Annotated in this window: 26 protein-coding genes; 21 read left to right on the top strand and 5 right to left on the bottom strand. The window is 58.1% G+C overall.

What is annotated here, in order from left to right; genetic code table 11:
• The first annotated feature begins 3 nt into the window (after positions 1 to 3).
• The 8 genes from CKW16_RS08950 to rpoS all read left to right on the top strand — a co-directional run bounded on the left by CKW16_RS08950 (position 4) and on the right by rpoS (position 7,148).
• Positions 4 to 1,116, top strand: coding sequence for an S-(hydroxymethyl)glutathione dehydrogenase/class III alcohol dehydrogenase (locus CKW16_RS08950; RefSeq protein ID WP_033059912.1), 1,113 nt, complete (start codon positions 4 to 6; stop codon positions 1,114 to 1,116).
• 8 nt (positions 1,117 to 1,124) lie between these two features.
• Positions 1,125 to 1,970, top strand: a complete 846-nt coding sequence (gene fghA / locus CKW16_RS08945) for an S-formylglutathione hydrolase (protein WP_095128085.1) — start codon at positions 1,125 to 1,127, stop codon at positions 1,968 to 1,970.
• 53 nt (positions 1,971 to 2,023) lie between these two features.
• Positions 2,024 to 2,497, top strand: coding sequence for a 2-C-methyl-D-erythritol 2,4-cyclodiphosphate synthase (ispF, locus tag CKW16_RS08940; RefSeq protein ID WP_095128084.1), 474 nt, complete (start codon positions 2,024 to 2,026; stop codon positions 2,495 to 2,497).
• Positions 2,494 to 3,552: a tRNA pseudouridine(13) synthase TruD gene (gene truD, locus CKW16_RS08935; protein WP_095128083.1), complete on the top strand. Its 1,059-nt coding sequence runs from the start codon at positions 2,494 to 2,496 to the stop codon at positions 3,550 to 3,552. Before ispF ends, truD begins: the two co-directional genes overlap by 4 nt.
• Positions 3,540 to 4,289: a 5'/3'-nucleotidase SurE gene (gene surE, locus CKW16_RS08930; RefSeq protein ID WP_095128082.1), complete on the top strand. Its 750-nt coding sequence runs from the start codon at positions 3,540 to 3,542 to the stop codon at positions 4,287 to 4,289. Before truD ends, surE begins: the two co-directional genes overlap by 13 nt.
• Before the next feature lie 41 nt (positions 4,290 to 4,330).
• Positions 4,331 to 4,966, top strand: coding sequence for a protein-L-isoaspartate(D-aspartate) O-methyltransferase (locus CKW16_RS08925; RefSeq protein ID WP_176471535.1), 636 nt, complete (start codon positions 4,331 to 4,333; stop codon positions 4,964 to 4,966).
• Between the two features lie 211 nt (positions 4,967 to 5,177).
• On the top strand, positions 5,178 to 6,035 hold the full coding sequence (locus CKW16_RS08920; RefSeq protein WP_095128080.1) for a peptidoglycan DD-metalloendopeptidase family protein: 858 nt from the start codon (positions 5,178 to 5,180) through the stop codon (positions 6,033 to 6,035).
• A 105-nt stretch (positions 6,036 to 6,140) separates the two neighbouring features.
• The gene (gene rpoS / locus CKW16_RS08915; protein ID WP_056739179.1) at positions 6,141 to 7,148 is read left to right on the top strand and encodes an RNA polymerase sigma factor RpoS; all 1,008 of its coding nucleotides are present in this window, start codon (positions 6,141 to 6,143) and stop codon (positions 7,146 to 7,148) included.
• Positions 7,149 to 7,632: 484 nt separating this feature from the next.
• Here rpoS and fdxA read toward each other — a convergent pair whose 3' ends face one another.
• Together fdxA and mutS are read right to left on the bottom strand one after the other, a co-directional pair.
• Complete coding sequence (fdxA, locus tag CKW16_RS08910) at positions 7,633 to 7,956, bottom strand: ferredoxin FdxA (RefSeq protein ID WP_095128079.1); 324 nt, start codon at positions 7,954 to 7,956, stop codon at positions 7,633 to 7,635.
• 142 nt (positions 7,957 to 8,098) lie between these two features.
• On the bottom strand, positions 8,099 to 10,678 hold the full coding sequence (gene mutS / locus CKW16_RS08905) for a DNA mismatch repair protein MutS (protein ID WP_095128078.1): 2,580 nt from the start codon (positions 10,676 to 10,678) through the stop codon (positions 8,099 to 8,101).
• 211 nt (positions 10,679 to 10,889) lie between these two features.
• On the opposite strand from mutS, the gene CKW16_RS08900 reads away from it, so the two are divergent.
• From CKW16_RS08900 to recX, 9 genes are all read left to right on the top strand, one after another.
• Positions 10,890 to 11,624, top strand: coding sequence for an XRE family transcriptional regulator (locus CKW16_RS08900; RefSeq protein WP_095128141.1), 735 nt, complete (start codon positions 10,890 to 10,892; stop codon positions 11,622 to 11,624).
• A 493-nt stretch (positions 11,625 to 12,117) separates the two neighbouring features.
• Positions 12,118 to 12,303, top strand: a complete 186-nt coding sequence (locus tag CKW16_RS08895) for a Com family DNA-binding transcriptional regulator (RefSeq protein WP_095128077.1) — start codon at positions 12,118 to 12,120, stop codon at positions 12,301 to 12,303.
• Positions 12,304 to 12,312: 9 nt separating this feature from the next.
• Positions 12,313 to 13,182, top strand: coding sequence for a putidacin L1 family lectin-like bacteriocin (locus CKW16_RS08890; RefSeq protein ID WP_095128076.1), 870 nt, complete (start codon positions 12,313 to 12,315; stop codon positions 13,180 to 13,182).
• 96 nt (positions 13,183 to 13,278) lie between these two features.
• Entirely contained in the window at positions 13,279 to 13,626 is a 348-nt protein-coding gene (locus CKW16_RS08885; RefSeq protein WP_095128075.1) for a phage holin family protein, read from the top strand.
• 220 nt (positions 13,627 to 13,846) lie between these two features.
• Positions 13,847 to 14,410 (top strand): glycoside hydrolase family 19 protein, encoded by a 564-nt coding sequence (locus tag CKW16_RS08880; protein ID WP_095128074.1) that lies wholly within the window; start codon positions 13,847 to 13,849, stop codon positions 14,408 to 14,410.
• On the top strand, positions 14,392 to 14,928 hold the full coding sequence (locus CKW16_RS08875) for a lysis system i-spanin subunit Rz (RefSeq protein ID WP_095128073.1): 537 nt from the start codon (positions 14,392 to 14,394) through the stop codon (positions 14,926 to 14,928). Before CKW16_RS08880 ends, CKW16_RS08875 begins: the two co-directional genes overlap by 19 nt.
• An 80-nt stretch (positions 14,929 to 15,008) precedes the next feature.
• Entirely contained in the window at positions 15,009 to 15,509 is a 501-nt protein-coding gene (locus CKW16_RS08870) for a CinA family protein (protein WP_095128140.1), read from the top strand.
• Between the two features lie 83 nt (positions 15,510 to 15,592).
• Positions 15,593 to 16,645, top strand: coding sequence for a recombinase RecA (gene recA, locus CKW16_RS08865; RefSeq protein WP_007907270.1), 1,053 nt, complete (start codon positions 15,593 to 15,595; stop codon positions 16,643 to 16,645).
• A gap of 8 nt (positions 16,646 to 16,653) precedes the next feature.
• Positions 16,654 to 17,121, top strand: coding sequence for a recombination regulator RecX (recX, locus tag CKW16_RS08860; RefSeq protein ID WP_046046277.1), 468 nt, complete (start codon positions 16,654 to 16,656; stop codon positions 17,119 to 17,121).
• 42 nt (positions 17,122 to 17,163) lie between these two features.
• Here recX and CKW16_RS08855 read toward each other — a convergent pair whose 3' ends face one another.
• Entirely contained in the window at positions 17,164 to 18,282 is a 1,119-nt protein-coding gene (locus CKW16_RS08855) for a TIGR00730 family Rossman fold protein (protein ID WP_095128072.1), read from the bottom strand.
• A 366-nt stretch (positions 18,283 to 18,648) separates the two neighbouring features.
• Between CKW16_RS08855 and CKW16_RS08850 the strand changes: the two genes are divergently transcribed.
• Positions 18,649 to 18,843 (top strand): hypothetical protein, encoded by a 195-nt coding sequence (locus CKW16_RS08850; RefSeq protein WP_095128071.1) that lies wholly within the window; start codon positions 18,649 to 18,651, stop codon positions 18,841 to 18,843.
• On the opposite strand, the gene CKW16_RS08845 is transcribed toward CKW16_RS08850, so the two are convergent.
• Complete coding sequence (locus CKW16_RS08845; protein WP_033053929.1) at positions 18,844 to 19,269, bottom strand: PA3611 family quorum-sensing-regulated virulence factor; 426 nt, start codon at positions 19,267 to 19,269, stop codon at positions 18,844 to 18,846. It abuts the gene before it with no gap.
• Between the two features lie 189 nt (positions 19,270 to 19,458).
• Between CKW16_RS08845 and CKW16_RS08840 the strand changes: the two genes are divergently transcribed.
• The 3 genes from CKW16_RS08840 to CKW16_RS08830 all read left to right on the top strand — a co-directional run bounded on the left by CKW16_RS08840 (position 19,459) and on the right by CKW16_RS08830 (position 21,517).
• Entirely contained in the window at positions 19,459 to 20,193 is a 735-nt protein-coding gene (locus tag CKW16_RS08840) for a tRNA-uridine aminocarboxypropyltransferase (protein ID WP_095128070.1), read from the top strand.
• Between the two features lie 234 nt (positions 20,194 to 20,427).
• Entirely contained in the window at positions 20,428 to 21,075 is a 648-nt protein-coding gene (gene erdR, locus CKW16_RS08835; RefSeq protein WP_046046272.1) for a response regulator transcription factor ErdR, read from the top strand.
• Positions 21,076 to 21,154: 79 nt separating this feature from the next.
• On the top strand, positions 21,155 to 21,517 hold the full coding sequence (locus tag CKW16_RS08830) for a diacylglycerol kinase (RefSeq protein ID WP_008010143.1): 363 nt from the start codon (positions 21,155 to 21,157) through the stop codon (positions 21,515 to 21,517).
• On the opposite strand, the gene CKW16_RS08825 is transcribed toward CKW16_RS08830, so the two are convergent.
• Positions 21,514 to 22,440 (bottom strand): LysR family transcriptional regulator, encoded by a 927-nt coding sequence (locus tag CKW16_RS08825; RefSeq protein WP_008153977.1) that lies wholly within the window; start codon positions 22,438 to 22,440, stop codon positions 21,514 to 21,516. The genes CKW16_RS08830 and CKW16_RS08825 overlap by 4 nt on opposite strands.
• Between the last annotated feature and the right edge of the window lie 104 nt (positions 22,441 to 22,544).

The raw sequence follows: 22,544 nt of genomic DNA, 5'->3' as shown, positions 1-22,544 counted from the left end.
CACATGATCAAGTCGCGCGCTGCCGTTGCCTTCGAGGCCAAGAAACCCCTCGAGATCGTTGAAGTCGATGTCGCCATGCCCAAGGCCGGCGAAGTTCTGCTGCGAGTGGTTGCCTCCGGTGTTTGTCATACCGATGCCTACACGCTGTCGGGCGCGGACCCGGAAGGCATCTTCCCCTCGATCCTCGGTCACGAAGGTGGCGCGGTGGTTGAGGCGATCGGCGAGGGCGTGACCTCCGTCGCAGTCGGCGATCACGTGATCCCGCTGTACACCCCGGAATGCCGCCAGTGCAAATTCTGTCTGTCGGGCAAAACCAACCTGTGTCAGGCAATTCGCGCGACTCAGGGCAAAGGCCTGATGCCGGATGGCACTTCGCGCTTTTCCTACAAGGGCCAACCAATTTTCCACTACATGGGGACGTCGACGTTCTCCGAGTACACCGTGCTGCCGGAAATCTCCGTCGCCAAAATTCCAAAAGAAGCGCCACTGGAAAAAGTCTGCCTGCTGGGTTGCGGTGTCACCACCGGCATCGGTGCAGTCCTCAATACCGCCAAGGTAAAACCTGGTGATACCGTCGCCATTTTCGGCCTCGGCGGCATCGGTCTGTCGGCGGTGATCGGCGCCGTCAAAGCCAAGGCTGCGCGGATCATCGCCATCGACATCAACCCGGCCAAATTCGAGATCGCCAAGCAATTGGGTGCAACCGATTGTGTGAACCCGAAAGATTTCGATCGTCCGATCCAGGAAGTCATCGTCGACATGACTGATGGCGGCGTCGACTTTTCCTTCGAATGCATCGGCAACGTGCAATTGATGCGCGCTGCACTTGAGTGCTGCCACAAGGGTTGGGGCGAGTCGGTAATCATCGGCGTCGCCGGTGCTGGTCAGGAAATCTCCACGCGTCCATTCCAGTTGGTGACCGGTCGCGTCTGGCGCGGTTCGGCGTTCGGTGGCGTGCGTGGCCGTACCGAGTTGCCAAGCTATGTCGAGATGGCTGAAACCGGCGAAATCCCGCTGGATACTTTCATCACCCACACCATGGGCCTGGAAGATATCAACAAGGCGTTCGACCTGATGCATGAAGGCAAGAGCATCCGTTCTGTCATCCATTTCTGAGGTCGGTCATGAGCCTGGAAAATATCTCCTGCCAGAAAAGCTTCGGCGGCTGGCACAAACGCTATCGGCACCGCTCCGATGTGCTCGGCTGCGACATGGTGTTTGCCGTGTACCTGCCGCCGCAAGCGGAGCAGGGCGGCAAGTTGCCGGTGCTGTACTGGTTGTCCGGCCTGACCTGCACCGACGAAAACTTCATGCAAAAGGCCGGCGCCATGCGCATGGCCGCCGAGCTGGGGCTGATCATCGTTGCACCGGACACCAGTCCTCGCGGTCCCGATGTTCCGGGTGATCCGGATGGCGCCTGGGACTTCGGTCTCGGTGCCGGGTTTTATCTGAATGCCACGCAGGAACCCTGGTCCCGACACTATCGGATGCATGACTATGTCGTGCAGGAATTGCCCGCATTGGTCGAAGCCCATTTCCCGGCGTCGGACAAGCGCGGCATCAGCGGTCACTCCATGGGTGGCCATGGTGCTTTGGTCTGCGCGTTGCGTAATCCGGGGCGTTATCAGTCGGTGTCGGCGTTCTCGCCGATCAACAATCCGATGGACTGCCCATGGGGGCAGAAGGCCTTTTCCCGCTACCTGGGTGAAGACCGGTCGAAATGGCGCGAGTGGGATGCCTGCGCGTTGATTGCCGAGGCTGATGAGAAGTTGCCGCTGCTGGTCGACCAGGGTGATCGCGACGATTTCCTGGCCACCCAGCTCAAGCCTGAAGCCTTGCAACAGGCCGCCAAACTGTCCGGTCATCCGCTGACGTTGCGCCTGCAACCCGGCTACGACCACAGCTATTTCTTCATCGCCAGTTTCATCGACGAACACTTGCAACATCATGGGCGCGCTCTAAGCGCCTAATGTTCGACAAAGCAGGTAGAATCACGCCCTGACAAAAATCGGGGCGTTTTTTTATGCGTATTGGCCACGGCTATGATGTGCACCGTTTCGCTGAAGGCGATTTCATTACTCTGGGCGGCGTGCAGATTGCACACGGCTTCGGGCTGCTCGCTCACTCCGACGGTGACGTCCTGCTGCACGCCTTGAGCGATGCCTTGCTCGGCGCCGCTGCGCTGGGTGATATTGGCAAGCACTTCCCGGACACCGACCCGACATTCAAGGGCGCTGACAGCCGTGTGCTGTTGCGTCACGTCGTCGCACTGATCCACGCCAAAGGCTGGAAAGTCGGCAACGTCGATAACACCATCGTCGCCCAGGCGCCGAAAATGGCCCCGCATATCGAATCGATGCGCGCGCTGATTGCCGCGGATCTTCAAGTTGAGTTGGATCAAGTGAACGTGAAAGCTACCACCACCGAAAAGCTCGGCTTTGTCGGTCGCGAAGAAGGCATTGCCGTGCACTCCGTTGCCTTGTTGCTGCGCGCATGAACGAACTGCAATTGCTCGGCCCTCGGGCCTATGGCGAAGCCCTCGGCACCGCAGTATTGAAAGCCACGGCGGAAGATTTTCAGGTCGATGAAGTCCTCAATATCCCCCTCAGTGGTGATGGCGAACACTTGTGGATCTGGGTGGAAAAGCGCGGTCTGAATACCGAAGAAGCGGCACGGCGGATCGCCAAGGCAGCGGGCGTGCCATTGCGCACCGTCAGTTACGCGGGCCTCAAGGATCGTCAGGCGCTGACTCGCCAGTGGTTCAGCGTGCAGCTGCCGGGCAAGGCCGATCCTGATCTGTCGGCGGCGGAAAACGATACGCTGAAGATCCTCAAGACCGGCCGGCACAAACGCAAGCTGCAACGCGGTGCCCACTCGGCCAATGGCTTCACGTTGCGACTGACGCAATTCGCTGGCGACAAAGCGGCGATCGAGGAGCGTCTGCAACTGATCGCCAAGCAAGGTATTCCCAATTATTTCGGCGCCCAGCGTTTTGGGTTTGACGGCGGTAACGTGGTCGATGCCCGTGCCTGGGCGGCGCGTAAAGCGTTGCCGGAACAGCGCAACGTGCGTTCGCGTCTGCTCTCTACGGCGCGCAGTTTTCTGTTTAATCAGGTGTTGGCGGCGCGTGTCGCCGATGGCAGCTGGCAGCGTGCCCAGGTTGGCGATCTGCTGGCCTTCACCGACAGCCGCAGCTTCTTTCCGGCCGGTGAAGCCGAGTGCAGCGACCCGCGTCTGGCAATTCTCGATCTGCACCCGACCGGTCCGCAGTGGGGTGAAGGTGACTCGCCGACGACGGGCGCTGTCCATGAACTGGAGCAGGCAATCGCCTCTCGCGAAGCGGACTTGCGTGATTGGTTGATTAACGCCGGTATGAGCCACGAACGTCGCATCCTGCGGCTGCCCATTGGTGGGTTGACGTGGCATTATCCCGAGCCTGACATTCTGCAACTGGAATTCGTCCTCCCGGCCGGATGCTTCGCCACCGTATTGGTGCGCGAGCTTGTTGATCTGGTGCCGGTGGGGCAGACGGACAGCCCATGCGTATTCTGATTTCTAACGACGATGGGGTAACCGCACCCGGTCTCGCCGCGCTTTATGCTGCGCTGGCGGATTACACCGAATGTGTGGTTATCGCCCCGGACCAAGACAAAAGCGGCGCCAGCAGCTCGCTGACGCTCGACCGTCCGTTACACCCGCAAACCCTGGCCAACGGTTTTATCAGCCTCAATGGCACACCGACCGATTGCGTGCACCTGGGCCTCAATGGCTTGCTGGAGCGCGAGCCGGACATGGTGGTTTCGGGCATCAACCTCGGCGCCAACCTGGGTGATGACGTGTTGTATTCCGGCACCGTGGCGGCGGCCCTTGAGGGACGTTTCCTGGCGCGTCCTTCGTTTGCCTTTTCGTTGGCCTCACGGCAAGTGGAGAACCTTCCCACAGCCGCGTACTTTGCGCGCAAACTGATAGAGGCTCACGCGGACCTTGAACTGCCACCGCGTACGGTACTGAACGTGAACATTCCCAATTTGCCGCTGGACCACATCCGCGGTATTCAGCTGACCCGCCTCGGACATCGCGCACGTGCTGCAGCGCCGATGAAAGTGGTCGATCCGCGCGGTAAATCCGGTTACTGGATTGCGGCGGCGGGGGATGCCGAAGACGGCGGCCCGGGTACCGATTTTCATGCGGTGATGCAAGGCTATGTTTCAATCACCCCACTGCAACTGGATCGCACCTTTAATGATGCCTTCAGAAGTCTCGATGGCTGGCTGGAGGGGCTGAACTAATGGCTCGTGAACAAGACGATATTCTACGTCGTGGCATCGGGATGACCTCGCAACGGACCCGTGAGCGCCTTATTCAGCGCCTGTATGAAGAGGGCATTTGCAACGCCAAGGTGCTGGAAGTCATTCGCCGTACACCGCGTCACCTGTTCGTCGACGAGGCGCTGGCTCACCGTGCCTACGAAGACACGGCGCTGCCGATCGGCAATAACCAGACCATCTCGCAGCCTTATATGGTGGCTCGGATGAGCGAGTTGCTGCTGGAGGCAGGTCCTCTCGACAAGGTGATGGAAATCGGCACCGGCTCGGGCTACCAGACGGCGGTGCTGTCGCAACTGGTCGAGCGGGTATTTTCCGTCGAGCGCATCAAGGTTCTGCAGGACCGGGCCAAGGAACGCCTGATGGAACTGAACCTGCGCAACGTGGTGTTCCGCTGGGGCGATGGTTGGGAAGGCTGGCCGGCGCTGGCGCCGTACAACGGCATTATCGTGACCGCGGTGGCGACCGATGTACCTCAGGCGTTGCTTGATCAATTGGCGCCGGGAGGGCGGCTGGTGATCCCGGTCGGATCGGGTGAGGTTCAACAATTGATGCTGATCATCCGGGAAGAGCAGGGCTTTTCCAGGCGTGTTCTGGGGGCTGTTCGCTTCGTCCCGTTACTCAATGGGCCGCTCGCCTGAGCATTTGTTTCAGGGCGCTGAATTCTCTTCGATTGCTCCTGTCTTACAGCGGCATCGATCAGTTAAACGGGATTCATCGTCAGGCAGCAAACGTGTGCGCGAAGCCATTTCGCTTCATTAAAGGTAAAGCCTGCACGGCCCGTTATACTTGCGACATTTCATGCCAGAACACGGCAATCCAAATTTTCAGCCACCACAAAGGGAGCGGCGGGTGAGTCTCACAGTCATTGCGCAGCGAATGGGTAAAACGAGCTTTCAGCGCCTGGTGACTGGCCTTGTCTTGAGCACCTTGCTAGTCGGTTGCTCCAGCAACAAATCGAGCGAAGTACGCGTCGTCGATCGCAACAAAGCCGTCGCCCAGCGTCCGGCAGTGACCACGGGTCAATACGTCGTCCGACCTAAAGACACCTTGTTCTCCATCGCCTTTCGCTACGGCTGGGACTACAAAGCCCTCGCGGCACGCAACAACATTCCTACGCCTTATACGATCCATCCGGGTCAGACGATTCGCTTTGACGGTCGCACCGGTTCAACGCCGACGCCGGTGGCCAGCTCCATTGATTCAACGCCTTCTTCGTCGCTGAAAACCACGGTTATCCGGCGCCAGGCGAATGGCGCAACCACCAGCACAGCAGTGGTTGCACCGTCCGTCGCCAGCAAGCCGACCCCTGCTCCGATGCCTCCTGCCGGTCCGGCCCCGACCGGCTGGGGGTGGCCATCTAATGGCATTCTCATTGGAAAATTCTCTTCAAACGGCAGTTTGAATAAAGGAATTGATATCGCCGGGGATTTGGGACAGCCTGTTTTAGCTGCGTCTGATGGGACGGTGGTATACGCCGGGAGTGGCTTAAGGGGCTACGGCGAATTAGTCATCATCAAACACAGCGATACCTACGTCAGTGCCTACGGACATAACCGCAGGCTGTTGGTTCGGGAGGGGCAGCAGGTCAAAGTCGGACAGACAATTGCCGAAATGGGGTCAACGGGTACAGACCGGGTGAAGCTGCATTTTGAGATTCGCCGACAAGGTAAACCTGTAGATCCGCTGCAATTCCTGCCACGTCGTTGATCGCTTTCCAGCCTGTTCCGTCACGTAGAGGGAACAGGCTCCAGCGTTGCCAAGGATATAGGCGCCGCTTGAGCCTGAGGTCGAACTCACCAAAGGACTATAACAATGGCTCTCAGTAAAGAAGTGCCGGAGTTTGACATCGACGATGAGGTTCTCCTGATGGAGAGCGGCATCGGGACGGATTCGATGTCGAATGATGAAGGGGCAGCTCCACCTTCCGTTCGTGCCAAATCCAAACACTCCGCCTCGTTAAAGCAACACAAGTACATTGACTACACGCGTGCACTCGATGCCACGCAGCTGTACCTCAATGAGATTGGCTTTTCCCCTCTGCTGTCCCCCGAAGAAGAAGTTCATTTTGCGCGCTTGTCGCAAAGTGGAGACCCGGCCGGGCGCAAACGCATGATTGAAAGTAACCTGCGGCTGGTGGTGAAAATCGCCCGGCGTTACGTCAATCGTGGTCTGTCGCTGCTTGACCTGATCGAAGAGGGCAACCTCGGTCTTATCCGGGCGGTAGAGAAGTTCGACCCCGAACGCGGCTTCCGCTTTTCGACCTACGCGACCTGGTGGATTCGTCAGACCATCGAGCGCGCGATCATGAATCAGACCCGGACCATCCGGTTGCCGATCCATGTGGTCAAAGAGCTCAACGTGTACCTGCGGGCTGCACGGGAGCTGACGCAAAAACTCGATCACGAACCCTCGCCCGAAGAAATTGCCAACCTGCTGGAAAAACCAGTGGGCGAGGTCAAGCGCATGCTCGGCCTGAACGAGCGGGTTTCTTCGGTCGACGTCTCGCTGGGTCCGGATTCGGATAAAACCCTGCTGGACACCCTTACCGATGACCGTCCAACCGATCCATGTGAACTGTTGCAGGATGACGACCTGTCCCAGAGCATCGATCAATGGCTCTCGGAGCTGACCGACAAGCAGCGTGAAGTGGTGATACGCCGCTTCGGCCTGCGCGGTCACGAGAGCAGCACGCTTGAAGATGTAGGCCTGGAAATTGGCCTGACCCGGGAGCGGGTCAGACAGATTCAGGTTGAAGGCCTGAAGCGTCTTCGGGAGATTCTCGAGAAGAATGGCCTGTCGAGCGAGTCGCTGTTTCAATAAGTAATTTGCTGGCTGGCATTAGGAAGCCCCGACTGGTTCGGGGTTTTTTATTGCCTCAGAGACAGGTTGGAAGCTCCCTCCGTCATCACCTCAGGTTTGTAGTCTCTCGCTGTAAGTGTTTGCTTACTCTTTCGTAAGTGTTCGCTAATTCAATGAGTAGCAGTCGTACATATTCCTACGTGAGAGATGATTAACTGATTGATTTGTATGTTTATTTTTTAAGATTAATAGCGTGTGACAGCCAGTTTCAGCTAACGGGGGTGATTGCTCTTGGTAGGGAACTCTCTAGTATCTGAACTGTGTCGACGGACAGACACGCCCTTCAAGGATGAGGGGGAAGGACATCGCAGGAAGCGATTCATCAGGACGATGAAAAGGAACACAGGGAATAGGGAAAAAATGTGGGCGGGTCAAACCGCCCCTTTTTTTGCCTGCAGAAAAGCAAAAAGGCCCACAAGGGGCCTTTTCGAGAACGCGGGGGTAATCAGCGTTCGAGATCTTTGATCTTGCCTTTGACGCCATCCCACTCTTCGGCATCGGGCAACGATACTTTCTTCTCGGTGATGTTGGGCCAGATTTCCGCCAGCTCAACGTTCAGCTGAATAAACTCCTGCATGTCTTCCGGGACTTCATCTTCGGAGAAGATGGCCACGGCAGGGCATTCTGGTTCGCACAGTGCGCAGTCGATGCACTCATCCGGGTGAATCACCAGGAAGTTCGGGCCTTCGTAAAAGCAGTCCACCGGACAGACTTCTACGCAGTCGGTGTACTTGCACTTGATGCAGTTGTCGGTGACGACGAAGGTCATTTCTAATTTTCTCCTCAGGCGGCGGCAGCGGAGCCCCTTCACGTTGGGGTCGCCAGGTTTGGGAGCGATAGTCTGCTGGTCAGGCTATAAGCCAGCAGCATCCCAAACCGCGCGAGATTCTAACAGCTTGCAGGCAAGTGCGTTAGATCCGTGTCTTTAGTGCATAGAGCATTTCGAGCGCGCGACGCGGGGTCATGTCGTCCAGATCAAGTTTGGCCAGATCATCCAGCACCGGATGCGGCAGGCTGGCGAACATGTCGCTTTGCTGCGGCGCGGCCGGTTTGCCTTTGGCAGTCTTGGGAACTTCATGAGGCAGGGCGGTCGCTTCCAGCCGGCCCAGGTGTTCGCGAGCGCGCACGATCACTTCGCTCGGCACGCCGGCCAACTGTGCAACCGCAAGGCCGTAGCTCTGGCTGGCAGGCCCTGGCAGCACGTGGTGCAGGAACACGATGCGTTCGTTGTGCTCGGTGGCATTAAGGTGCACGTTGGCTACCAACGGCTGGGCTTCTGGCAATACGGTCAGCTCGAAGTAGTGGGTGGCGAACAGCGTATAAGCCCGCAGATGCGCCAGGCGTTCGGCCGCAGCCCACGCCAGGGACAGACCGTCGAAGGTGCTGGTGCCGCGACCGACTTCGTCCATCAGCACCAGGCTGCGCTCGGTGGCATTGTGCAGAATGTTCGCGGTTTCGCTCATTTCGACCATGAAGGTCGAACGCCCGCCGGCCAGGTCATCGCTGGAGCCGATCCGGGTAAAGATCCGGTCCACCAGAGACAACTCGCAACTGGCTGCTGGCACGAAGCTGCCGATGTGTGCCAGCAGCACGATCAGAGCGGTCTGGCGCATGTAGGTGGATTTACCGCCCATGTTCGGACCGGTGATCACCAGCATGCGGGTGTTGTCGTCGAGGTTCAGGTCATTGGCCACGAACGGCGTGGTCAGCACTTGCTCGACCACCGGGTGACGACCCTGGCTGATGCGCATGCACGGCTCACTGACGAAGCGCGGGCAGTTCAGATCAAGGTTCAGCGCACGTTCGGCAAGGTTGCTCAGCACGTCCAGCTCGGCCAGTGCCGCGGCGGTGTCCTGCAACGGTGGCAACTGGGCGATCAAATCTTCGAGCAGTGCTTCATAGAGCATCTTCTCGCGCGCCAGGGCGCGGCTCTTCGCTGACAGCGCTTTGTCTTCGAACGCCTTCAGTTCCGGCGTGATGAAGCGTTCGGCACCTTTCAACGTCTGGCGACGGATATAGTCTGCTGGCGCCGACTCAGCCTGCTTGCTTGGCAACTCGATGAAGTAGCCATGAATGCGGTTGTAACCGACTTTCAGATGAGACAGGCCGGTGCGGGCCTTCTCGCGGGCTTCGAGGTCGATCAGGAACTGCCCGGCGTTTTCGCTGAGCGATTGCAAATCGTCCAACTCAGCGTCGTAGCCGGTTTTCAATACCCCACCGTCACGGATGACGGCCGGCGGGTTGTCGATGATGGCTTTTTCCAGCAGGGCCGCCAGTTCCGGGTAGGTGCTGGTGGTCTTCGCCAGTTGAATGATGTGCGGAGCTTCCAGCTCAGTCATCGCCACTTGCAACTCAGGCAATGCACCGAGCGCATCACGCAGGCGAGCCAGGTCACGAGGGCGGGCATTACGCAGGCCGATCCGCGCCAGGATCCGCTCGATGTCGCCGATTTCCTTGAGCTGCGGTTGCAGTTTCTCGAAGCGGTAACCGTCGAGCAGGCAGGTGATCGAGGTCTGGCGCGCCAACAACACGGTCAGATCCCGCAGCGGACGGTTCAGCCAGCGGGTCAGCAGACGACTGCCCATGGCGGTCTGGCAGCGATCGACCACCGATTGCAGCGTGTTGTCGCGCCCGCCAGCCAGGTTGGTGTCCAGTTCCAGGTTGCGACGGCTCGCGCCGTCCAGCACCACGGTGTCGTCCAGGCGTTCATGACGCAGGCTGCGCAAATGGGGCAGGGCGGTGCGCTGGGTTTCTTTGGCGTAGCTGAGCAGGCAACCCGCGGCACCGATGGCCAGGGTCAGGTTCTCGCAGCCGAAACCTTTCAGGTCTTGGGTCGAGAATTGTTGGCAGAGACTTTTCAGCGCCGAATCACGTTCGAAATCCCACGGCGCACGGCGACGAACCCCACGACGTTTCTCCGCCGGCAGATCCTTCGGCCAGTCGTCCGGGATCATCAGCTCCACCGGATTGACGCGCTCCAGTTCCGCCAGCAGGTTTTCCCAGCCCTTGATCTCCAGCACGGTGAAGTTGCCGCTGGTGATATCCAGCACCGCCAGACCGAACAGACGCTCGTCACCCAGCACCGCCGCGATCAGGTTATCTCGACGCTCATCCAGCAGCGCTTCATCGCTGACCGTGCCGGGCGTGATGATCCGCACCACCTGACGATCCACCGGGCCCTTGCTGGTCGCCGGGTCGCCGACCTGCTCACAGATCACCACCGACTCGCCGAGTTTCACCAGTTTCGCCAGGTAACCTTCCGCAGCATGGTAAGGAATCCCACACATCGGAATCGCCTGACCCGCCGACTGCCCACGGGCGGTCAGGGTGATGTCCAGCAATTTGGCGGCCTTCTTCGCGTCTTCGTAGAAGATCTCGTAGAAGTCGCCCATGCGGTAAAACATCAGCTGGTCAGGGTGCTGGTTTTTCAGGCGCCAGTACTGCTGCATCATTGGCGTGTGCGAGGACAGATCGGAGAGGGCTTTATTCATCGGATAATCAGGCAAATTCGTTGAAAGGTGTAGGGCAAAGGAGGGGCATCGGCCCGGCTTTTCCGCGATGGGCGCAAGGTTAACATGGGCGGTCCACCCGACGCAGGCATGAAAGCCCTGCGATACATTTCTTCTGTCTATGCACGGCATATGCGCAATTTATGCAATTTGGCATTTGTCTTCCGTGAAAAGAACAAGCACTATGCGCTTTATGCAAAAACGCAATGTTTCTACCGTACTAAGAGCGCTGCTCGATCAGCACGGGATCTCCCCCACGGAGCTTCACCGTCGCACCGGCGTGCCTCAATCCACTCTCTCGCGGATCCTCAGCGGGAAGATCGTCGATCCCTCGGATAAACACATCTCGAAGATCGCCGAGTACTTCGCCGTCAGCACCGACCAGTTGCGGGGCCGAGCGGATGTCGCGTCGGCAGCCAGCACCGGGCGCGATCAATCGCATTCGGAACTCAAGGACATAAGTCTGTGGGACGACGATACGCCTGTCGATGATGACGAGGTATCGGTCCCCTTTCTTCGCGAGGTTGAATTGGCTGCAGGATCAGGAAGGTTCGTCATCGAAGAGAGCGAACGCTCTAGCCTGCGCTTCGGCAAGCGGAGTCTGCGCCACAACGGCGTTCAGTTCGACCAGGCAAAATGCGTGACGGTGCGCGGCAACAGTATGTTGCCGGTACTGCGCGACGGCGCCACCGTCGGCGTTAACGCCGGCAAGTGCGGGATCGGCGATATCGTGGATGGCGACCTTTATGCCATCAACCATAACGGCCAGCTGCGGGTGAAACAGCTTTATCGCCTGCCTACCGGGATACGCCTGCGCAGCTTCAATCGCGATGAACATCCGGACGAGGACTACACCTTCCAGGAAATCCAGGAAGAGCAGATTGTCATCCTCGGTCACGTCTTCTGGTGGGGCATGTACGCCCGTTAACCTCACCGCTGTCAGATAAAACCCGCCATTGAGCGGGTTTTTTTTCGCCTGTCGAAAAGCCGTCAGCGCCTTTGCCTGCGGGGCTTTCATGCGGCAATGCATTTTCAATGCACAAATAAATGCATTTATGCATTGACTGTATATGCATCCATGCATATTCTTTGTCTCAAGCAGCTCAAAAGCAGCTCGAAACGAAGCTCTTTAGTTCCACCACAAAGGCAGCGATGAACCGGCCTCAACGGTTCAGAGGGTTGGCAACTGACCCGGGTGTGCAGCGTAAAGCACCACAAGCAGTTATCCGGCGGGCAGGGACCGCGGTCGGAAAAACAATTTGAATCGATCCGTACCGCGCCAGTAGCGCCGAAAGGTCAACGCGAAGGACCGCATTACTGAAAAGCCCGGCAAGCGCCGGGCTTTTTGGAATGCCTACCTCGTCCGAGGTTTATCAACCTCAACTACAGAAAGGATCCGGCAGAAGCCAGGAGGCATCTCAATGTTGAAAGACTGCAGATGTGGGCAGTGCAAAAGACTTCTCGCCCGAGTGGGTGAGTACACCGAGCTCCAGATCAAATGCTCCCGATGCGGAACATTGAATCATGTGAAGGCCGCGAGCCTTGAGCGATCGCCATTGAGCGACATGAAAGCGCAATCCTGCGCACCAAACCATTCGACTCAATAGGCGATAAAAATGGCAGGACCACTAGGACCACCCCGTATTCAGTTCACAAACAATGGCAGCCCGGTGTTGCCACCGCGCAACTCGATGAGCCCGGGTCAGTATCTCGAGTCGCCGAGCAAGCGGTTCAAACTGCTGCTGCAACCGGACATGAACCTGGCGCTCTACGATAATGGCGCACTTGCCTGGGTGGCGGACGGGAACGCTTACACGAACACCCTCAATCCTGTAGCAGCGGTGCCTAACTGTTTCTACGTGTATTACAGCGGGGTTCTTGTAGACCACACCCGTAACCGTTGCTGGACGACGGTCAATACCACGGCAGTGGACAGTGTCGAGGCAGCCGCGAATCGCACTTATCTTCAAGTGCAGGACGACGGCAACATTGTGATCATCGACTCGCAGACGCTCTGGAATGGTACTCCGTCAATTCCTGTCGTGACGGGAAGCGCCGCGGTCATTTTCCCGGGCCCCTCCGAGTTGGTCAGAGGGCAGCCTTACTTTGCCGGTGACGGCGCCATCATCTTCCAGGGCGACGGTAACGTTGTGAACTACGGCCCGAACTGGAGTGTTCGCTGGGCCAGTTATACGCAGAACAAAGGCGCGGTGAAGGCGGTGTTCCAGGCAGACGGCAACTTCGTTGTTTATGCAGCGAATGACGTTCCGCTTTGGAATTCGGGAACCGGTGGCCGTCCGGGGGCTTCTTTGCGCCTTCAACCCAATGGCAGCCTGGCGATCGTCCAGGATGTGCCTGTCTGGGCGCGTTTCGGCTATACGCCGACCATTCGCGCTCGAAAAATCTACTACCCGAACACCACAAGTCCCGAGCATAACGGTACTGCACCGTATCCAACTTACGGTCATATCGGTTGGGAGTTTTAAGGGTAGAGACAAGGACTCCCTGCCAGGTGGCAGGGCGTCTTGTTTTATTGCGCAGGACTTTTCCGTTTTGGGCCACTCACCCCCAGGAGGCGTGACATGACAAGCGAGCAACAAGCGTTGCTGGACATGCCGATCTGGCTCGTCATTGTCCTCGCCCTGGTGGGCGGGGTGTCCGGCGAAATGTGGCGCGCCGACAAGGAGGGCGCCCGCGGCTGGTCATTGCTGCGGCGTCTGGCCTTGCGATCCGGGGCCTGTATGGTCTGCGGGGTCTCGGCCATCATGCTGCTGTATGCCGCCGGCGTGTCGATCTGGACGGCTTGCGCGTTCGGTTGCCTTACAGCGATGGCCGGGGCAGATGTTGCCATTGGCCTTTATGAACGCTGGGCGGCCAAGCGGATTGGCGTTTGCGAAGTGCCGCCGCGAGATACCCGCCAGGATCACTGAACATCAAGCCCAATGGAATGGCGAGCAGCGGTGCCGACCGGCATCCGACCCGCAAGGACGCGGGTTTCCCAAGGCCAGTACCTTTCACTTAAACCCGCCAACCAGCGGGTTTTTTATTGCCCGGTGAAAACACCATGAAGATCACCCCCCTGATTACCCAGCTGCGTGATCACTGCCCAACCCTCGACAATCGCGTGGCTGCCGGCATTCTGGAGGCTATATGACCGTTACGCAGCAACAACTACAGATCGTTATGCCCAACGCTCGCTCCCAAGCGGACGTTTTCATTTATGCACTCAACACCGCCATGACCCACCGGAACATCAACACCCCGAAACGCATCGCTGCGTTCCTTGCGCAAGTCGGTCACGAGTCGGGGCAGTTACAGTACGTGCGTGAGTTGGGCAGCGCTCAATACTTGAGCAAGTACGACACTGGCGCACTGGCTATGTGCCTGGGTAATACGCCAGAGCCCGACGGCGACGGTCAAAAATACCGTGGCCGAGGCCTGATTCAGATCACCGGTCGCGACAATTACCGTCAGTGCAGTCTCGGACTCTTCGGTGATGATCGTTTACTGTTTTTGCCAGGGCTTTTGGAAAAGCCTCGGTGGGCCGCCGAATCGGCCGCGTGGTTCTGGGAGCAAAATGGCTTCAATGAACTGGCCGACCGCGACCAGTTCAACAGCATCACCCGCCGCATCAACGGCGGCCTGAACGGTTTGCAGGATCGCTTGCAACTCTGGGCGCGGGCGAGGGCGGTGTTATGCCAGCCTTCGGTTTGATGCCGATGTCTTACCGCGTCATTGGCGTTGTTGTGTTTCTGGCTGTGTTGGCCGGTGGTTCAGCGGCGTTGGCCTGGCGTTTTCAGGATTGGCGTTATGGCGGGCAACTGGCGGAACAGGCGAGAGTGCACGCCGAGGCGCTGAATCAGCTGACCCTGGCAGCCGCGACGCAGCAACAGACCGAGCAGGACAAGCGCCTGGCGCTGGAACAGCGACTGTCGACCAGCGAACAAACCCATTACCGAGCGCTTAGCGATGCCCAACGTGATCAAGATCGCCTGCGCGATCGTCTTGCCACTGCTGATGTGCGCCTGTCAGTCCTCCTCGATGCCCATGACACCGCCTCTGTCTGTGCAATGCCAACCGCCTCCGGAGCCGGCAGCGTGGATCATGGAGTCGCGCGCGCCCGACTTGACCCGGCGCATGCTCAGCGAATTATCGCCATCACCGACGCAGGCGATAGCGGACTGATTGCCCTGCAGGCGTGTCAGGCCTATGTCAGAGCCCTCGCTCGCTAACATTTTGATTGATCCTGCGCCTTGCAAGCGCGTTACGCTCGTGTACGGTAGTTCTCATTCCGCTTGCTCAGGAGATGACCGTGAAAGATATCACTCAGCTGGCTGCTGAACTTGGCAGACGCTTGCAGGTGCTCAATGCCCACGTCACTACCGCCGAATCCTGTACCGGTGGCGGGATTGCCGAGGCGATCACCCGTATTTCGGGGAGTTCGGCGTGGTTTGAGGCCGGTTATGTCACTTACTCCAACCGCCAGAAAACCGAGCAGTTGAATGTTCCGGTCGAGTTGTTTTTGACGGTGGGGGCGGTCAGTCGCGAGGTGGTCGAGGCCATGGTCCGCGGCGCGCAGCAAAAAAGCCGGGCGCATTTTGCCGTGGCGGTCAGCGGTGTGGCGGGACCGGATGGCGGTTCGCCGAGCAAGCCGGTGGGCACCGTGTGGCTGGCCTGGGGCGTTGGTGAACAGGTGTTCAGTGAGGTGCAATACTTTCCCGGCAACCGTGACGAGGTCCGCCGACAAACGGTGAAGGCCGCGCTAGAGGGGCTGCTGCGCCATGCTGCTGGAGAAATCTCAAATCAGGGGTAGGCGATCCTGAAACGCTGTGGAATAATACTGGCTACTTATACAGGTGTTGGCCGTCAGGCCTTATTGATTACGTGAGGACTTTAATGGACGACAACAAGAAGAAAGCCTTGGCTGCGGCCCTGGGTCAGATCGAACGTCAATTCGGCAAGGGTGCCGTAATGCGTATGGGCGATCAGGACCGTCAGGCGATCCCGGCTATCTCCACTGGCTCTCTGGGTCTGGACATCGCGCTCGGCATTGGCGGTCTGCCAAAAGGTCGTATCGTTGAAATCTACGGTCCTGAATCCTCCGGTAAAACCACGCTGACACTGTCGGTGATCGCCCAGGCTCAAAAAGCCGGCGCGACCTGCGCATTCGTCGACGCCGAACACGCCCTTGACCCTGAATACGCCGGCAAACTGGGCGTCAACGTCGACGACCTGCTGGTTTCGCAGCCGGACACCGGCGAGCAAGCCCTGGAAATCACCGACATGCTGGTGCGTTCCAACGCGGTTGACGTGATCATCGTCGACTCCGTGGCAGCTCTGGTTCCAAAGGCTGAAATCGAAGGCGAAATGGGTGACATGCACGTGGGCCTGCAAGCCCGTCTGATGTCCCAGGCGCTGCGTAAAATCACCGGTAACATCAAGAACGCCAACTGCCTGGTTATCTTCATCAACCAGATCCGTATGAAAATCGGTGTGATGTTCGGCAGCCCGGAAACCACCACCGGTGGTAACGCGCTGAAGTTCTACGCTTCGGTTCGTCTGGACATCCGCCGTACTGGCGCGGTGAAAGAAGGTGACGAGGTTGTCGGTAGCGAAACCCGCGTCAAGGTTGTGAAGAACAAGGTGGCTTCGCCGTTCCGTCAGGCCGAGTTCCAGATTCTTTACGGCAAAGGCATCTACCTTAACGGTGAGATGATCGACCTGGGCGTGCTGCACGGTTTTGTTGAGAAGTCCGGCGCCTGGTATGCCTATGAAGGCACCAAGATCGGTCAGGGCAAGGCCAACTCGGCCAAGTTCCTGGCAGACAATCCGGAAATCGCCGCCAAGCTCGAGAAGCAACTGCGTGACAAGTTGCTGACCCCGGCGCCAGACGTTAAAGCATCTCCAGTCAAAGAGACTGCTGATGACCTGGCTGACGCTGATATCTGATTGATCCGATGACCGCCGTACTCGATACACTCGTCGCGGTGCGGCGAACCGCAATGGACCTGCTCGCGCGACGCGAGCACGGTCGAGTCGAGTTGACGCGTAAACTGCGTCAACGCGGCGCCCTCCCTGAAATGATCGACACGGCACTCGACCGTTTGACGGAAGAAGGCCTGCTGTCCGAATCCCGTTATCTCGAAAGCTTTGTTTCCTACCGTTCCCGTTCCGGTTATGGCCCTTTGCGTATTCGCGAAGAGTTGAGCCAGCGGGGCCTGCAACGTACCGACATCGAACTTGCTTTGCGCGAGAGCGGTATCAACTGGCAGGAACAACTGGAAGACACCTGGCGGCGAAAGTTTTCCGGGCATTTGCCGATAGACGCCCGGGAACGTGCCAAACAAGGCAGGTTCCTGAGTTATCGGGGATATTCCATGGAAATGATCAGCCGCTTGTTCAGCGGCCGAGGGATGGACGATTGACTGAAACGGCTCGCTATTTCGATAGCGGGCCGTTTTTTTTGTCTACGAAACCTTGGACGGTTCCCGCGTGCGCTGTTGCACCTGGGGTTTGGACTGCGCCCAGTTTTCCGGCAGGTTGATGTAGTCCACCAGTTCCCGCAGGCGTCCATGATCACGGGCATTGAAGGTGAAGGCCAGTCGCGCCAAATGGCTGAACTGCGGTTCGTCGTGTTCCTCTCCGCTGTAGGCGTGTTGATGGAAATGATCGCTCAGACACAGGTCGGCAAATGCCTCTTGCATGTGTTCGAGCGCCTGGTCGCTGAGCTTGTGATTCATGCGGATCACGAATTGATGCTTGAGCCAGCGGCTGGAGTGGAAGTTGCTGTAGAACTGGTTGATCTGCTCCACAGCCTCTTCCGCGCTGTAGACCAGACTGACGAGTTTCATATCGGTCGGCAGGATGTAGCGATTCTCCTCCAGTTGATGGTGGATGAAGTCCAACGCGCCTTGCCAGAACTTGCCGCCGGGAGCATCCAGCAATATCACGGGCACCAGCGGGCTTTTGCCAGTCTGGATCAGTGTCAGCACTTCCAGCGCTTCATCCAGGGTACCGAAACCGCCAGGGCACAGGACCAGCGCATCAGCTTCCTTGACGAAGAACAGCTTGCGGGTAAAGAAGAAGTGGAAGGGCAGCAGGTTGGTAGTGCCGTTCACGGTGGGATTGGCATGTTGCTCGAAGGGCAGGGTGATGTTGAATCCCAGGCTGTGTGCCAGGCCGGCACCTTCGTGGGCCGCGGCCATGATGCCGCCACCGGCACCGGTAATGACCATCAGGTCTGAGCGCGCCAGCGCGGCGCCAAGTTCCCGGGCCAGACCGTACAGCGGATGTTCTATCGGTGTTCGGGCCGAGCCAAAAACGGTGACCTTTCGGCGCCCCCTGAATTGCTCGAGTACCCGAAAGGCGTGTTCCAGTTCGCGTAGGGCTTGCAGGGTGATCTTGGCATTCCAGCGGTTGTGATCTTCCTGGGCCATGCGTAGCACGGTCAGGATCATGTCGCGGTAGATCGGGATGTTCGGGCTGTTGGGTGAAACCAGGTTGAGTTGCTCTTCGACCTTGCTGATGAGGTCGTGGCCGCTTTCTTCAAAATGACGGCTCAGGAGGTCATTCGGTTGGTAAGGCATCAACTTCTCCTTCCATACAGGCTCTGTTTTTCCCTTGGATGAAGGAAACATTCGCACAATAAGACGCGCAATGGGCAGCCCCTTTCCTGCCCTGAAAAGTGAACGTGAACTCTATGAATCTAGACCCTCGCAGCGTTTTTCGCTGACTTGATCATTGCGCTGCAAAGTCTTTCCTGGCAACCGCTTATTGGCGATTCGCAAGGTGCTTTCACCGCTCGTCTGAACGCAAGGCGAGTGTCCGACAGTCTGATTTACTAAATTACAGGCACGACACGACAACTTTGCGTCAAAGGCAGGACGCACGTTACAAGCGGTTCAAGGATTTTATCGCTCAAGCAAGGGCGAGGTGCAGGGAGGCGGGAAGCTATGGCCAGAGTCATTCTGGAGATCGATACGCAATTGTATCGATTACTGAAGTCATCGGCCGAGACCAATCATTTGAGTCTCGAAGAGGAGTGTTGCCGACGTCTGGAGGGCGCCGACCGACGTTCACGTTATTTGCAGGCGTTGTTGGCAGAACTGCGCGCCGAGGATGAACAGCGGCGCGCCACTTCCCGATGATTACTTCTTCTTGGTCGGAGCCGCTTTCGGGCAGTCCGATTCCTGATAGCTGGCAGAGCCGACTGAGCGGTTGGTCTTCACCTCTGTGAAGTCGTAACGCATGACTGCGCCCTTGGCCATCAGTTTGCGGAACGATGGGTTGTTGCATACAGAGGCGCCAAGCTGGAAATACACGGCTTTCGGGTCTGCACGCATCTTGTTGGCGTGGCTGCTTTGTACGCTTAGATGGTTGATCAGCGTGTTGCCTTCGACGGTGTAGCCCTGATCAAGAATGTCTTCGTTGATCGCCCGTGGAGTACCAACACTGCTTTGTGTGGCGACGTTTCGCAGCTCTCTGTTGAGATTCTGCTCACTCAAGGAAGCAGCCTGAGCGCTGAAGGACGACGCCAGCAAAATGGCAGCGGTGGGAACGATAAGGCGCAGCATGAAACTCTCCTGGTTCAGTGACTGGTGGTTCGACCTGTCACATGACTGTGCGTTCAGTGGCGGCGAATTATAGGGGACGAGGCCTGGACGGTACAGGCTTGCGCCGGCTGCTCTGATAAACTGCCGCCACTTTCTGCCCTGCCGAGTGTTTTTCGTGTCGATTTTCTTCCCCTGCCGGCGTTGCCTGCGATGAACCCTGCACCCCCACGCTTTGCTGCAAACGCAGTAGCCCGCTTGCGCGATGAGCGAGAGGAAGAGGGCATCAAGCCGATTCAGGCCCGAGGCTGGAGGGCACCGCGTTGCCGAGCCTGCCGCGTGATCGAGAGCCACTGCCTGTGCGCCTGGCGCCCGCAAGTCGAGGCCCGTTCTGGCGTGTGCCTGATCATGACCAACAAGGAAGTGTTCAAACCGAGCAACACCGGTTGGCTGATCGCCGATGTGGTGCGCGACAACCATGCATTCATCTGGTCGCGTACGGAGGTTGATGAGCAATTGCTGGCGCTGCTGGCAGACCCGCAATGGCAGCCCTATCTGGTGTTTCCGGGTGAGTACGTCGAACCCGAGCGTGTCACAAACAGCGTCGATGCCGATCGTTCGAAGCGTCCGCTGTTCATTCTGCTGGATGCCACCTGGACAGAAGCCCGGAAGATTTTCCGCAAAAGCCCCTACTTTGATCGGCTTCCGATCCTGAGCCTGTTGCCCGAGAAACTGTCGCGGTATCGATTGCGCCGATCGACCCGCAGCGAGCATTTATGCACCGCCGAAGTGGCGGCGTTGTGTCTCGATCTGGCGGGTGATACCGAGGCTGCGTCGGCACTGGACGCTTATTTCGACGTGTTCAGCCAACATTACCTTGATGCCAAACATCAGCTTGAAATGAATGTTTCAACACCGGCACACGCCGAGCTGATGCCTTTTGTGTAAATCGGCGTCCCTGTCACGCGTTGATTGTCGCCCATACTGCAAAGAACTGTACCGGCCATGCACCTTGACCACCCCGGTTTCGCTGGGCATGCTTGGCGCCGATTAGGGCGCGGCCAAAGTTTGATACGCCGTATTCTTTACGTGGATAGCCACGTGATTGGCGTTGAACGTGCCCTGTTGGTACAGCTCCGTGGCTGTACCTCGAGTTGTTTGAAAAACAGGATCATTAGAAAAATGGCCACATACGAAATCCTGATTGCCGATGACCACCCTCTTTTTCGTAGCGCCCTGCATCAAGCGTTGACCCTGGGCCTGGGCCCGGAAGTCCGTCTGGTGGAAGTGGCAAGCATTGCCGAGCTGGAAACCCGTCTGGATGAGAAGTCCGACTGGGATCTGGTGCTGCTGGACCTGAACATGCCGGGGGCCTACGGTTTTTCAGGGCTGGTGCTGTTGCGCGGTCAGTATCCGCAGATTCCGGTGGTCATGGTGTCGGCCCAGGAAGAAGCCTCGATCATGGTCAAGTCCCGCGAGTTCGGCGCCAGCGGCTTCATCCCAAAATCCAGTGATCTGAGCGTCATCCAGAAAGCCGTACGCGCGGTGCTCGATGGTGATGTGTTCTGGCCGCCCCAGGCGTTCGAGGCGGTCAGCGTTTCCGCCGAAGCCAAGGCTGCCAGCGAAGGCCTTGCAAGCCTGACGCCTCAGCAGTTTCGTGTTTTGACCATGGTCTGTGAAGGCTTGTTGAATAAGCAGATTGCCTACGAGCTGAGCGTTTCCGAAGCGACGATCAAGGCGCATGTGACGGCGATTTTTCGCAAGCTGAATGTGCGGACCCGGACCCAGGCGGCGTTGCTTCTGCAACAACTTGAGTCAATTTCGAGCTGATCAGGCGCGGCGCGTTCACGCTTTTTTGACTTTGCTTACTCTAGCTTTCCCACTTCCTTTTTGGTCAGTTGCCTACTTTATGTCACCTTTCAAAGGCCAAACCGGCCTAAAACGCATCCTCAATGCCTCCGGTTATTCGCTGGACGGTCTGCGCGCAGCCTTCACCGGCGAAGCGGCCTTTCGGCAACTGGTGTTGCTCAACGTCATACTGATCCCGCTGTCGTTCTTCCTGAACGTCAGTCGCGTCGAGCAGGCGTTGCTGATTGCAGTCTGCCTGTTGGCGTTGATTGTCGAATTGCTCAATTCGGCAGTGGAAGCGGCCATCGACCGCATTTCCCTTGAGTTGCACCCGCTGTCCAAGAACGCCAAGGACATGGGCAGCGCAGCTCAGTTCGTAGCCTTGAGCATGATCGCGCTGGTCTGGGCAGTCATCCTGCTTTAAGCGATGGTGGGCAGAACGATCTCGTCGCTGCGCTGAACCCCAGCGGTGAAAGCGCGGCACAGGTCGAGGAATTCACGCATCGCCGACGTCTGATATTTCTGTTTGTGCCAGATGAAATAAAACTGCCGCGCCAGGTCCAGATCTGGTGTCTCCACCGGCACCAGGCTGCCACGGCGGAACGCGTCGCGTAGCGCCAGACGCGAAATGCAGCCAATCCCCAACCCGGACTCCACCGCACGCTTGATCGCTTCGGTGTGTTCCAGTTCCAGCCGGATATTCAGCGAGCTGCGATGGTGACGCATGGCCTGGTCAAAGGTCAGTCGCGTGCCGGAGCCCTGTTCCCGCAGAATCCAGGCCTCATGGGTCAGCTCTTCCATGGTCGCCGTGCCGCGCTTGGCCAGTGGATGCTGGGGCGCGCAGAACACCACCAGTTCATCCTCGACCCAGCTCTGCACTTCGATGTCCGGATGGCTGCAGTCACCTTCGATTAGACCCAGATCAATTTCATAGTGGGCAACCTGCTGCACAATGTTGGCAGTGTTCTGCACGTGCAGCTTCACCTGGCTTTCCGGATGGCGCTGCATGAAGCTGCCGATCAGCAAGGTGGCCAGGTAATTGCCGATGGTCAGGGTCGCGCCGACCGCCAGAGAGCCGAATCCCGATTTGCCGTTGAGCAAGTCTTCGATTTCTTTGGATTGGTCGAGCAGCGCCACCGCTTGCGGCAGCAGCTGTTTGCCGAGGGCGTTGAGGCTCAGCCGTTTGCCGGCGCGGTCGAACAGCTGACAGCTGGACTGACGCTCTAGCTCGGTGATCGAGGTGCTCGCCGCCGATTGCGAGAGGTTGAGCAGACCCGCAGCACGGGATACGCTTTCCTGCTGGGCGACGGCGACGAATACTTGAAGTTGACGGAGAGTAAATCGCATATCGATATAACCGATAACCCTTATCTTAATAATCCAGTTAACAGATATTGTCGCTGCCATTAGAATGCGATGCAATTGCGCACAGCAGCTCATTTTTCGCAGAG

Source organism: Pseudomonas sp. Irchel s3h14 (assembly GCF_900187425.1).
GTDB lineage: Bacteria > Pseudomonadota > Gammaproteobacteria > Pseudomonadales > Pseudomonadaceae > Aquipseudomonas.
Note: the sequence above shows the minus strand (reverse complement) of the source record. Positions and strands in the feature narration are given on the sequence as shown.

Excerpts from the sequence above, each read along its gene's own strand:
- CKW16_RS08895 (WP_095128077.1), top strand. The coding sequence starts at position 12,118 with ATGTTGAAAGACTGCAGATGTGGGCAGTGCAAAAGACTTCTCGCCCGA.
- CKW16_RS08925 (WP_176471535.1), top strand. The coding sequence starts at position 4,331 with ATGACCTCGCAACGGACCCGTGAGCGCCTTATTCAGCGCCTGTATGAA.
- CKW16_RS08950 (WP_033059912.1), top strand. The coding sequence starts at position 4 with ATGATCAAGTCGCGCGCTGCCGTTGCCTTCGAGGCCAAGAAACCCCTC.
- CKW16_RS08840 (WP_095128070.1), top strand. The coding sequence starts at position 19,459 with ATGAACCCTGCACCCCCACGCTTTGCTGCAAACGCAGTAGCCCGCTTG.
- CKW16_RS08830 (WP_008010143.1), top strand. The coding sequence starts at position 21,155 with ATGTCACCTTTCAAAGGCCAAACCGGCCTAAAACGCATCCTCAATGCC.
- fghA (WP_095128085.1), top strand. The coding sequence starts at position 1,125 with ATGAGCCTGGAAAATATCTCCTGCCAGAAAAGCTTCGGCGGCTGGCAC.
- mutS (WP_095128078.1), bottom strand. The coding sequence starts at position 10,678 with ATGAATAAAGCCCTCTCCGATCTGTCCTCGCACACGCCAATGATGCAG.
- ispF (WP_095128084.1), top strand. The coding sequence starts at position 2,024 with ATGCGTATTGGCCACGGCTATGATGTGCACCGTTTCGCTGAAGGCGAT.
- CKW16_RS08845 (WP_033053929.1), bottom strand. The coding sequence starts at position 19,269 with ATGCTGCGCCTTATCGTTCCCACCGCTGCCATTTTGCTGGCGTCGTCC.
- recA (WP_007907270.1), top strand. The coding sequence starts at position 15,593 with ATGGACGACAACAAGAAGAAAGCCTTGGCTGCGGCCCTGGGTCAGATC.
- erdR (WP_046046272.1), top strand. The coding sequence starts at position 20,428 with ATGGCCACATACGAAATCCTGATTGCCGATGACCACCCTCTTTTTCGT.
- CKW16_RS08825 (WP_008153977.1), bottom strand. The coding sequence starts at position 22,440 with ATGCGATTTACTCTCCGTCAACTTCAAGTATTCGTCGCCGTCGCCCAG.
- recX (WP_046046277.1), top strand. The coding sequence starts at position 16,654 with ATGACCGCCGTACTCGATACACTCGTCGCGGTGCGGCGAACCGCAATG.
- rpoS (WP_056739179.1), top strand. The coding sequence starts at position 6,141 with ATGGCTCTCAGTAAAGAAGTGCCGGAGTTTGACATCGACGATGAGGTT.
- CKW16_RS08890 (WP_095128076.1), top strand. The coding sequence starts at position 12,313 with ATGGCAGGACCACTAGGACCACCCCGTATTCAGTTCACAAACAATGGC.
- truD (WP_095128083.1), top strand. The coding sequence starts at position 2,494 with ATGAACGAACTGCAATTGCTCGGCCCTCGGGCCTATGGCGAAGCCCTC.
- surE (WP_095128082.1), top strand. The coding sequence starts at position 3,540 with ATGCGTATTCTGATTTCTAACGACGATGGGGTAACCGCACCCGGTCTC.
- fdxA (WP_095128079.1), bottom strand. The coding sequence starts at position 7,956 with ATGACCTTCGTCGTCACCGACAACTGCATCAAGTGCAAGTACACCGAC.
- CKW16_RS08855 (WP_095128072.1), bottom strand. The coding sequence starts at position 18,282 with ATGCCTTACCAACCGAATGACCTCCTGAGCCGTCATTTTGAAGAAAGC.
- CKW16_RS08880 (WP_095128074.1), top strand. The coding sequence starts at position 13,847 with ATGACCGTTACGCAGCAACAACTACAGATCGTTATGCCCAACGCTCGC.
- CKW16_RS08875 (WP_095128073.1), top strand. The coding sequence starts at position 14,392 with ATGCCAGCCTTCGGTTTGATGCCGATGTCTTACCGCGTCATTGGCGTT.
- CKW16_RS08850 (WP_095128071.1), top strand. The coding sequence starts at position 18,649 with ATGGCCAGAGTCATTCTGGAGATCGATACGCAATTGTATCGATTACTG.
- CKW16_RS08885 (WP_095128075.1), top strand. The coding sequence starts at position 13,279 with ATGACAAGCGAGCAACAAGCGTTGCTGGACATGCCGATCTGGCTCGTC.
- CKW16_RS08900 (WP_095128141.1), top strand. The coding sequence starts at position 10,890 with ATGCAAAAACGCAATGTTTCTACCGTACTAAGAGCGCTGCTCGATCAG.